We start from the raw sequence: 9,185 nt of genomic DNA, 5'->3' as shown, positions 1-9,185 counted from the left end.
AACCGCTGATCGATGTAAGGCATGAAGGGTTTAAGTTTCTTCATAGGCTGGCGGTCTGGCCTTGCCGGTTTACTTTGTTGTTTAAGGTGACGTCTGACCGTGCGTTCAGAACATCCGACGTGATGAGCGATGTCGATAATATGTGCGCCATGAATGCGCATCTGCTTTATCATGAGATGGTCCCCTCTGCTTAACATGCGGTTTCTCCGGATGGTGTAGGAACCTTAAGAGAAACCCATGTTGGGTGGAGTGGACAAAATTCATGCTGATTTTAGGACTTATATCAGTCGCGCCGACATTGAGACGTGCATTCTCCTCTTCAAGTGACTTGAGCCGCTTTACTTCGGGGACTTCCATGCCGCCGAACTTTTTACGCCAGGTGTAAAAGGTGGCGTCTGAAATGGCGTGCTTGCGGCAGAGTTCCCGGGCCGAAACCCCGGCTTCGGCCTCGCGGAGAATACTGATGATCTGTTCGTCGGAAAATCGCTTCTTCATGGGGATGTCCTCATGTGGCTTATGAAGACATTACTAACATCGCGGTGTATTAATCAACGGGGAGCAGGTCAGACCCACTCTGCGATGCGGCAGGCCTTCCTGGCCGGTCAAAGCCAGTACTGACGCACCGGTATACGCCCTTCGCCTGGTCCTGCTCCGCCCCGTAATCCTATAACTAATACTCATTGCCTCTCTGTGGCCATGACGGCGACGGATGCGGCTCTGTTATCTGCTCCTGCTACAGCGGTATTGCACCAGCATGAAAAACATCTGCCCCCTCCGGTCCCCCCACGCTGCCGGGTCGTCAGCCCTATGGCGCTATTCACTGTCAGAGAGACCTGGTAGAGAGGGCTGGTTCCATTATAATTCCAGGTCTGCTTTACTCTATCCGGGCTTCTTCCCCTGGAAGAAGTTGTTTTTCCGCCGCTTTTTTAATAAACGACAGGAACACCGAACCATCGGTGAATCTATCATATAGTTTGCTCGCAATGGGGGAATCTATTGCCCTGAGTGAGCGGTAAAGCTGGGTTTTCCAGACGTTATAAATAAAATCATAATGGCGAGCTAAGGCATTAATGTGATATAAGTTTTTCTCGCGTTCTGAAGGTGGCTTACGAGAGTCTGTATATTTAATTTCCTCCTCCTTATTATCGGGTATAGCCTCGGATCGTAGTTCCGATACCAGATAGTCCATCACCAGATGGAAGTCCTTTTTAGAGTTGATATTAAGGATTTTCATAATATTTTTAATATTCTTATCTTTCGAATTGTCCATTTCATTTCACTCCATTGTTGATTTGATTTTAATCTACAAGAATGTGACAGGTGAATGCTTCGGTAGTTCGAAATTATAATATTTATAATTTAATTATGTGATCTTCCTCTGATAAGGCAATGATTTATTTCCATCCATAATACTATATGAGTAATTAGTCCCTCAACGTGGTTAGGCGGATGCATTGTGAGCTTAAGAATACATTTCTGTTCTCCTGATGCACAGTCATTTCTGAGTAATCCAGAGATTTCCAGCTATTATTGAACTCCTGCCATCTGGCATTCTCTGCGATGCCTGTATTCCTCGTTTTTACTCATGGCACCGCTGATATTTTATTTACCCGCGATAAGTGTCGCTGCAGCGGCTTCCATTCGTTCAACCAGTGCCATCATACGAGCCTCCACATCGTTTGCTGGTCGGTTTAATTTCTGCCGAAGGGCATCAATCAACCAGCTGGTTTTATCCACATCGGAAGAGGTCACAGCATCCATAAATTCATCTGCTAAATCAGATGGAATGCGGAATGTAACAGACATAGATTTACTCATTGGATCACCAGTTTGAGAGAGGAAACGGCGATCTTACCACTGTCTTACAGTGTAAAACGGTGCATATTGCTGGCTCTGGGATCGTGATTTGTTGGTTTGTTTTATAGTCCCAATAAAAAATAGAGCTGGTCATTCATTGATCACTTCTTTGTATTCATCGACAGAATGCAGCATGACGTCATTTATCCACAGGCTGTTGATCTGAATATGCACCTGAAATGTGGATAACAGAATAATGATGTTGCTGCGCGCCTCACCCATGCCGCCTGCGGCGGGGAGGAGGAGCCTGTACGGCCTGTGGCCGGTGCTGTGCCTTCACTTTAGCCCGGCCGCTGCGTCTGCAAGGGTTCGCTCGCCGCCATCCTCACCCGTTCGCACTCGCGCCGGTGTATCCATTCCCGTCGCGGTGCCGCTCAGGTTTCACGTTACCGCCGTCCATGACTCCACCTCTGCTCGCTTGCGCTGCGGCTTCGGTGGCGCCCCTGCATCCTCCGCTTTCCGCCGGGCTGTCGTTAAGGCACGGCACAGGCCGTGACTGTAATTAACCTTAACGGAGAGCAATGTATGAAAGGTCCAAAAGCCCCCTTTACTGTGGCGGTCGAAGACCGTATGGCATTTCTGCCAATGCTGTTTTCTGACGATTTCATTCAGGCAGAAATGAATGTCTACCTCTATGCACATAAGTATCTCGAAGGTTACGACGGCGGATGGTGGGAGTTCGTCGGGCTTCCGGCTGGTGGTGGGTTTATGCAGCCGCCGGAGGAGCGCTGGCGCTTTCAGAATCCGGAAAACTGGAGTGATGAAGTTGTTTCGGCAGAAGCGGCGGGGATTATCATCAGTAAGCATATCGTTCAGACCGTCTTTCATTTTTCCCCTGTGTCCAACCATGGGCACTACCGTGGACAGAAACACGCCTTACACCGATTGCTTGAATACCTCACCAAATGATTGGAGGTTTTCAGAGGAAATCCATAAACGCATAATCATGTGACATCTTATTCAGATGCACATGATTGGATTCAAAATTATCTTCTGGTCAAATTAGTCAACAATGGCTGCTCTTTCTACGTTCCCTTTATCATCATGAGTTATGGCAAGTCGTAACTTACCTGTTTCAGACAGTACTTTTCGATGATTGTTTTTGAGTTTAATCAATGAATTTTCAAACTGTTCATAATTATGAGTTGCTAAACTATTTGCAGACTCTAATGTTTTAAGAATGAAGAAACGGCGATGTTCAAGCAGCTCCTCGCTATTAAATTTTGCTTTGGATAATAAAGACTCGGTTTTATTAGTAATGACTTCTGTAAGATTTTGCAATGCAAGACTCCAATCATTCTCCATCAAATCAAACTGACTAAATTCTTTTCCCATGGGGTCGATGCAGGATTGTATATAGGCTAGCAATGAGGATATTTTAAGTAAAACATTACGCCGATTAATCAATGGGTGAATGTTTTCGGTCGTTTTCTTTAGCTTTTTATAAGTATCCCCGGTTCCAAAAGTATCTGAGCCCTTGAGATTTCCCACTGTGGAAATAAGTGTTTTTAGATCAGAAAATAACATTTCTTGCCATTCATATGCATCAGCAACAGTATCTTCAATTTTGTTTCTTATCTGCAAGGATATATCGTAGTCAAATTCACCACGGTGCATCTTCTTAATAATTTCTTTGAGGTAATTAATGCGACCATTAATCTTTGAAAGATTTTGGATGTCAATCTTTTCATGCAAGCTTTCAATTTCTGTTTTTATTTCAGTGAGGTTTTTATTTATGTCTGCAAGATGTGCCTGTGCAACAATTAAACTCGCTATCTGAAAAGAACCGGTAGCAAGTTGCTTGAGTTTGCCACTTTCAATAATTCGACCTTTACCAGCAATTTTGCCGGCTTTTTCACCACTTACATGAATCACATCGGCCAGTGTTTCACCCGTCCCTGTTTGCATCATTTTGAACGTGCCTTTTTTTAAGCCATCATGAATTTCAGGCTGAAAAACAAGTTCAACAGTACGGCTTTGGGTATTAATCACGCCCTGGATAGACTGAGAAATGAGGTTGTTGATTCTGTCTAAATCTTCTTTTTGAGTTATTGGAAATAGTACTTTTTCAGGAAAGGAAATGCATTCTCTTGCATATGCGACAGGTACGCCACTTTCGTCAAATAGAGTGCTTTGTTGAAGGTTGTTAGTATCCATAAAACTCCCCTGATTGCTGTTGTTAGTATTTTTTCATTTTCGTATTTCATCTTATAAAAGTTGGAGGTCAATGCAAGAAGATAATTTTCTTATATAAAGGACGCTGCGGCGTACCTCTTTGATGACGCTTCTGGCAGGAAAAAGCTCCAAAGCTGGCCAGTTTCCTGGCCGCACGGAGCCCATTTGTTGTAGCGGTCAGGTGTCTGGACAAACTAGTTTGTTAGGCAGTTGAGACGCAGGCGACAAGAAAAAGTTGGAGGCAACGTCACTTAGTGACGGTTAGTTTGATAATCAAAGTACAGAATTTTTTGTTAATTGTGACGTATTCTAAAGCACCCGAACTGACACCGGACGAAGTCGTAACCAAATGAATATCTCCTTTTTAGCACTGAATTGTCTGATGCCATCAGTATTTGCAGCAGGATATCAGAAGAGAAAGGATGTTGCTGCGCGCCTCACCCATGCCGCCTGCGGCGGGGAGGAGGAGTTCGTGCGGCCTGCGGCTGGTGGTGGGTTTATGCAGCCGCCGGGGGAGCGTTGGCGCTTTCAGAATCCGGCAAACTGGAGTGATGAAGTTGTTTCGGCAGAAGCGGCGGGGATTATCATCACAGCTCTGGTGCTGAATCATCGCAGCTGGATGCACAGCCATCATGATGCACATGAACTCTGTAGCGCCTTTTGCCATCGCTATGATCAGTTGGTGAAATTTGCCAACCGTCACCCGGAAGCGGTAGCAATCTTCAGGGCGCTGGGCTGGCAGAAAGCGGGGCCGGGAGGCCCCGTTGCCGGTTTGCGTCCGGGAGTAAACCCCTGGCAGGCTGTGCCAGCCGATGAGGCGGAATGCCGCGCCTGCAGCGCTGCTGGCCGCCTTCATCTTTCTTTTTTGGTTTGGGTATTCCCGCTGCAAAAATTACAGGTGGCTCGGTGAGGGGGAGCTGAGAAGCTGGAACGCGTGAAACTGACACAAATGGAGCACTGGGTGCTATTTCTGATTGCCAGGCGTCTATCAGGAAAAGGCTTTCTTCATTCGAATGACGTCCAGGCGGGCTGTCATGCTTTGCACAGAGCCAGTTAGGCTGTCTCTGCCCGACCCCTCCAGGGCAGCGGGTTTTCATCCCTGACGCAACACCCCGCGCTTGCGACATCTGTTGCCGGATGTGCCGCACTGTCGCGCCGGTGCTCCTTACACCCCGGCGGTGAGGCTGCCGGGGTGTAAGGATTCAGCGAGTGTTGAACTATGTGTTGCCTGTCACAGATCGACGCTTATCATCCGTGTGCTGGTAGCGGCTTGGCCAGATATCCTGTGGTGACACGCCGATGGCCTGAGCAATAATACGCTCTCCGCGTGGGTAGGACCGGGTGAGTGCATAATTTAACGTTCCTGAATGCAGACCAGATTCTCTTGAGAGTGCAGCGAGCGACTTTTTCTTTTTCCTGACTTCAGCGAGAATATCTTCTTTATGCCAGTCTCTGGCTATGGCTTTCTTTTTCATTTTTTATTTCCATTTTTATTGAAATGATGCGGTCCGGTTAACGGAGTTGTTAACTACAAACCGCTTTCACTTACAGGTTTTTTGAGTTTAAAAAACGCATGACAAAACACTCAGTACGCGATGACTATTTAACTTAACCAGTGAGTTGTACCCGAAGGAAATTAGTTGAAGTCGTGCTGATGTGAAAGTGGGGAATGGGAAGTCGGAACCAGTCAGAAGGAGTATGTCTGGAACAGGTGGGATTCCTGTCAGTATGAATAAGTCTGCAAACCTTCTGTTTCAGCGGGTTACGGGTCTTTTCACCGTGGCGGCGTGGAAAAAATGGCTGTCAAAACATGCTATGACAGCCACTTTAATCAGGTTTTGATCAGATAAGCCTCTGATATTCGCCACCAGAATCAGATGACTTTTATCATATCCTTATTACCAATAAGTCTGGAGGGATGGAACACGATTGAATCTGCATCAGCCGTAAATAACAATCGACGCAGTTCATTCCTGAAGCCCATCGCATCAGCAGCTTTCGTGAGGTTCAGTATTCGCCCTTTGAGTACCACAGTCTCCAGCTCAGCAAGTTCTATCTTCCTGTCGGGATTATTATAAAGATACTCAAACAGTGAATGGTTTAACGAATGACTACGGAAGGATGCGACAATGTATCTGCCATCTAAAATGACGCAGCGCGTTTCGTAATCGTATAAGAGAGTGGGTCTTACTGACGGATGATGATGCTCAGCCGGAAGAGGATTTATTTCCATCAGTGTTATCACCAGCGCGAACAATAAGACCTCAAGTACACACCCGAACAGAAACATCATCAGCACAGCGACACGATTTTCTCTACCAGTTTATCGATGCCCTGTTTCGCTTCCCTGATGGTCTGCGCCAGCATGTAAGCCGGTGTCGTCACGATGTTTTTGACTTCATCGACAACAATTTCGTCATAGCTGGCGATCTGATGCTGGCAGCCAGCCCTTCTGATGAAATCAATGACATTACCATCATTACCGATGGTGAGTTTCGCGTCAGGTCCATAGACAGAGGGGATAAGGACGGGGGCAATGCACATGTATCCCGCAGGTTTATTTACGGCAGCAAACTGTTTAAGTGCCGAGAGCGTGTCATGATCGATATGAAACTCAGGCTCGCCTCTCGCAAAGTTGGACAGGTTTTTGGCAACGCCAAACCCGCCGGGAACGATCACTCCTGCATAGTCATTACTGTCACACTCGGTGACCGGTTTAACATTCCCCCTGACAATTCTTGCGGATTCTGTCAGAACATTTCGTGTTTCTGGCAGCGTGTCGCCATTCCGATGGTCGATGACATGATACTGCTCTGTATCCGGTGCAAAGCACTGGTACGTGGTTTCATGATTCTCCAGTGCCAGTAAGGTCAGCACAACCTCATTGATTTCTGCTCCGTCAAAAACGCCACAACCGGACAGAATCACGGCAATCTTTTTATTACTCATGGTAAACTCCCTCTTCAGTTAATTTATCTATCAGTTTCCTGCTTGCTATGTTCTGATACTCTTCCATCACATCGGTAATATTACGGATCTTCTCATCGACATTAAGTTTCTCGTCAAAAACAATTGCGTAAACGTCCTGGAGAAAATCATTGAAGTCAAAATTATCCTGATACCAGTTTCCCAGGTTCCTGACAGGTGTGTTTAAGCTGTTAAATTCACGGACGTAAGCACTGGATCGGTGCTGGAGCATATTTTTTATGCGAATTTCAATCCGTTCTTTTTGTGTTAAATCATCAGCCATCAGAATTGAACGTAATTCCTGAAGCTTTCCCCGTGAGTGATACCAGACCATGGCGCGGACATAATTTATTGTCATGTCGGGTGATAAGGTATTATTAATGGTGACTGGCTGTTCAGAATGGTCAATCCGGGACTGATATGAGTACCAGCCAGTCATGCCGACCAGCCCATACAGCGCGATTGCCGCGTATTTAGCAAACTTCAGTGTGTTCAACGTGAAATCCTTTTTATAATTATTCACCCATTCCCCGGGCGACCATGATAGTAAACCGCGTTTATTATTAATGTGTCACTGAAAGTTTCCAGGCTCTTTATGAAATATTTGATGTGGTTCACAAGGTTTTTTGCAATGAAAATAATTTCAAAGAAAAAGGTTGTTCCAGTTAACAATTAACAGATAACCTGAGGAGGTGCTGTGTTCGCCATTGCCTCCGGTAATTGAAGGTTTTCCAGGAATATGCTGAGAAAGCTGATTGAAATGGCTGAATTTAAATCCAGGACTTCTGTTAATGCTTAACGTCCTGTTGCGGAAAGTCGCCAGACTAACTCCGGGATAAATAATTTCTGTTGAGAGAAGGTGTTCGTCATAAAAGACGCGGCGCATAAATTTATCATGCAGATTGCAGCAGAGCATGAAGACGATTTAAGGGGAACACAGACAGAAATGAATATTAAACCGGTAATGGCAGCGAGGCTGCAAATCATAGATGGCAGGGGCATGGTCCCAGATGAATCCTGGAGTAAGTAACATGCCAGTCAAAAGTGAGACAGTCACCAGCCTGCGGGTATCACTATCCCCAATAAGACTCTGATTTTCTTCAGAACGAACCGGTACATCGAAAGGTCAATGGAATCGCCGCCAGGCTGCTTGCGCACACGAACACCTGAGACTTGCATAATCCCTTACTGACATATACAGTTTAACTGTATATATGCGAAGGGGGGAGATATGGCAGTAATCAACAAAGAGGCTGTATGGCGTTTTAACCATGAGGTGATTGCTGCCGGAGATCGTGCAGCATTCGACGAGCTTGTTGCCGCCAGTTTTATCAACCGTTCTGCGTTGCCGGGTACACCTGATGATCGTGAAAGTCTGTGGCGAACTTTTGATCAGCTGTTGCGTCCGGCATTGTCCGGGCTGAGCGTTGTTATTGATGAGTTGGTGGCCGAACGTGACTGGGTTACCACCCGTAAGCGCATCAGCGGCATACACAGCGGAACGCTGCTGGGTGTCGCGCCTACAGGGTTAGCCGTGACCATTGATGTGATAGATATGGTTCGTCTTGAAAACGGCCAGTATGTGGAACACTGGGGCATGAACACCCTGCCCAGCGTGGTTACCCAACTGAAAAAACACCATGTTGAGACTTAAAGTAACTTTCGCAGCGCAGCCAGCCCTTTTTGCAGGTCAATCTGTGCCTGTTCATCCAGTTTTTTTGTAATTTCGTCAGCAATCCAGTGCGCGCGCTGCGTGCGTGCCGCTGTGAGTTGCCGGATGGCGGTATCGCTCAGCTCCAGCAGCTGTGCACGTGAATCCTCAGGACTTTTCCTCCGTATTACGCTGCCCTGTTGTTCGAGTTCATTGATTACCAGACGCATGCTCTGGTGTTTTACACCGCGTAGCCGTGCCAGTTCGGCAATGGAAAGCGGGCCGTGCATCTCCAGTAACTCCAGGGTTTCATGTTGTGAATTGCGCACCGTATCGGTGGCAACACGCACCTGACGTACAAAAGTGCTTACCACCTGGCGAAGATCTTCAGCGAGCGTCAAAGAAGAGTCCAAAGTTTTTTCCTGTGAGTAATGTCTTCCTGGATACGGTAAAGCAGGGAAGCGGGTATTACAAAGCCGTATATGTTACCTGGTCGGAAATCCGACCCATTAAGCCTCCGGCCCTGAAGGGCCTG

General features: G+C 46.7%; 12 protein-coding genes and 3 pseudogenes. 3 read left to right on the top strand and 12 right to left on the bottom strand.

Features of this window, described 5'->3' with window-relative positions; translation table 11 throughout:
• From CUN67_RS30510 to CUN67_RS30620, 5 genes and pseudogenes are all read right to left on the bottom strand, one after another.
• Positions 1 to 197: pseudogene (locus tag CUN67_RS30510) on the bottom strand (hypothetical protein); the annotation flags it as partial.
• A gap of 103 nt (positions 198 to 300) precedes the next feature.
• Positions 301 to 495 (bottom strand): annotated as a pseudogene (gene tnpA, locus CUN67_RS26590) (IS66 family insertion sequence element accessory protein TnpA); the annotation flags it as partial.
• Positions 496 to 874: 379 nt separating this feature from the next.
• Positions 875 to 1,270, bottom strand: a complete 396-nt coding sequence (locus CUN67_RS26585; protein ID WP_208718463.1) for a hypothetical protein — start codon at positions 1,268 to 1,270, stop codon at positions 875 to 877.
• 335 nt (positions 1,271 to 1,605) lie between these two features.
• Positions 1,606 to 1,818, bottom strand: a pseudogene (locus CUN67_RS26580) (hypothetical protein); the annotation flags it as partial.
• A 129-nt stretch (positions 1,819 to 1,947) separates the two neighbouring features.
• A complete protein-coding gene (locus CUN67_RS30620; protein ID WP_302882900.1) occupies positions 1,948 to 2,079 on the bottom strand; it encodes a hypothetical protein in 132 nt (43 codons plus the stop codon).
• Between the two features lie 303 nt (positions 2,080 to 2,382).
• On the opposite strand from CUN67_RS30620, the gene CUN67_RS26575 reads away from it, so the two are divergent.
• Entirely contained in the window at positions 2,383 to 2,766 is a 384-nt protein-coding gene (locus CUN67_RS26575) for an antirestriction protein (protein ID WP_208718461.1), read from the top strand.
• Positions 2,767 to 2,859: 93 nt separating this feature from the next.
• Here CUN67_RS26575 and CUN67_RS26570 read toward each other — a convergent pair whose 3' ends face one another.
• Positions 2,860 to 4,014, bottom strand: a complete 1,155-nt coding sequence (locus CUN67_RS26570) for a hypothetical protein (protein WP_208718460.1) — start codon at positions 4,012 to 4,014, stop codon at positions 2,860 to 2,862.
• 400 nt (positions 4,015 to 4,414) lie between these two features.
• Between CUN67_RS26570 and CUN67_RS26565 the strand changes: the two genes are divergently transcribed.
• Positions 4,415 to 4,942: an antirestriction protein gene (locus tag CUN67_RS26565; RefSeq protein WP_254711495.1), complete on the top strand. Its 528-nt coding sequence runs from the start codon at positions 4,415 to 4,417 to the stop codon at positions 4,940 to 4,942.
• Between the two features lie 307 nt (positions 4,943 to 5,249).
• On the opposite strand, the gene CUN67_RS26560 is transcribed toward CUN67_RS26565, so the two are convergent.
• From CUN67_RS26560 to CUN67_RS26540, 5 genes are all read right to left on the bottom strand, one after another.
• Entirely contained in the window at positions 5,250 to 5,492 is a 243-nt protein-coding gene (locus CUN67_RS26560; RefSeq protein WP_208719527.1) for a helix-turn-helix domain-containing protein, read from the bottom strand.
• Between the two features lie 413 nt (positions 5,493 to 5,905).
• A complete protein-coding gene (locus tag CUN67_RS26555) occupies positions 5,906 to 6,265 on the bottom strand; it encodes a hypothetical protein (protein WP_208718458.1) in 360 nt (119 codons plus the stop codon).
• 59 nt (positions 6,266 to 6,324) lie between these two features.
• Entirely contained in the window at positions 6,325 to 6,981 is a 657-nt protein-coding gene (gene elbB / locus CUN67_RS26550) for an isoprenoid biosynthesis glyoxalase ElbB (protein WP_208718457.1), read from the bottom strand.
• Complete coding sequence (locus tag CUN67_RS26545) at positions 6,974 to 7,495, bottom strand: hypothetical protein (protein WP_254711494.1); 522 nt, start codon at positions 7,493 to 7,495, stop codon at positions 6,974 to 6,976. The genes elbB and CUN67_RS26545 overlap by 8 nt, the downstream gene beginning before the upstream one ends.
• A 147-nt stretch (positions 7,496 to 7,642) precedes the next feature.
• A complete protein-coding gene (locus CUN67_RS26540; RefSeq protein WP_208718456.1) occupies positions 7,643 to 7,885 on the bottom strand; it encodes a hypothetical protein in 243 nt (80 codons plus the stop codon).
• A gap of 345 nt (positions 7,886 to 8,230) precedes the next feature.
• Here CUN67_RS26540 and CUN67_RS26535 point away from each other — a divergent pair, with 345 nt between their 5' ends.
• Entirely contained in the window at positions 8,231 to 8,653 is a 423-nt protein-coding gene (locus CUN67_RS26535) for an ester cyclase (RefSeq protein WP_208718455.1), read from the top strand.
• Here the strand turns inward: CUN67_RS26535 and CUN67_RS26530 are convergent.
• Positions 8,650 to 9,063 carry a MarR family winged helix-turn-helix transcriptional regulator gene (locus CUN67_RS26530; protein WP_208718454.1) on the bottom strand — a complete coding sequence of 138 codons (414 nt, stop codon included), beginning with the start codon at positions 9,061 to 9,063 and terminating at the stop codon, positions 8,650 to 8,652. The two genes, CUN67_RS26535 and CUN67_RS26530, sit on opposite strands and share 4 nt — an antisense overlap.
• Positions 9,064 to 9,185 lie beyond the last annotated feature (122 nt).

The sequence above is a fragment of the Pantoea cypripedii genome, assembly GCF_011395035.1.
Classification (GTDB): Bacteria; Pseudomonadota; Gammaproteobacteria; order Enterobacterales; family Enterobacteriaceae; genus Pantoea; species Pantoea cypripedii_A.
This window is presented reverse-complemented; position numbering and strand designations above follow the sequence as displayed.

Bases quoted from the DNA above. Each gene is read 5' to 3' on its own strand.
- CUN67_RS26535 (WP_208718455.1), top strand. From the start codon at position 8,231: ATGGCAGTAATCAACAAAGAGGCTGTATGGCGTTTTAACCATGAGGTG.
- CUN67_RS26570 (WP_208718460.1), bottom strand. From the start codon at position 4,014: ATGGATACTAACAACCTTCAACAAAGCACTCTATTTGACGAAAGTGGC.
- CUN67_RS26565 (WP_254711495.1), top strand. From the start codon at position 4,415: ATGCCATCAGTATTTGCAGCAGGATATCAGAAGAGAAAGGATGTTGCT.
- CUN67_RS26585 (WP_208718463.1), bottom strand. From the start codon at position 1,270: ATGGACAATTCGAAAGATAAGAATATTAAAAATATTATGAAAATCCTT.
- CUN67_RS30620 (WP_302882900.1), bottom strand. From the start codon at position 2,079: ATGGGTGAGGCGCGCAGCAACATCATTATTCTGTTATCCACATTTCAG.
- CUN67_RS26555 (WP_208718458.1), bottom strand. From the start codon at position 6,265: ATGGAAATAAATCCTCTTCCGGCTGAGCATCATCATCCGTCAGTAAGA.
- elbB (WP_208718457.1), bottom strand. From the start codon at position 6,981: ATGAGTAATAAAAAGATTGCCGTGATTCTGTCCGGTTGTGGCGTTTTT.
- CUN67_RS26540 (WP_208718456.1), bottom strand. From the start codon at position 7,885: ATGCGCCGCGTCTTTTATGACGAACACCTTCTCTCAACAGAAATTATT.
- CUN67_RS26575 (WP_208718461.1), top strand. From the start codon at position 2,383: ATGAAAGGTCCAAAAGCCCCCTTTACTGTGGCGGTCGAAGACCGTATG.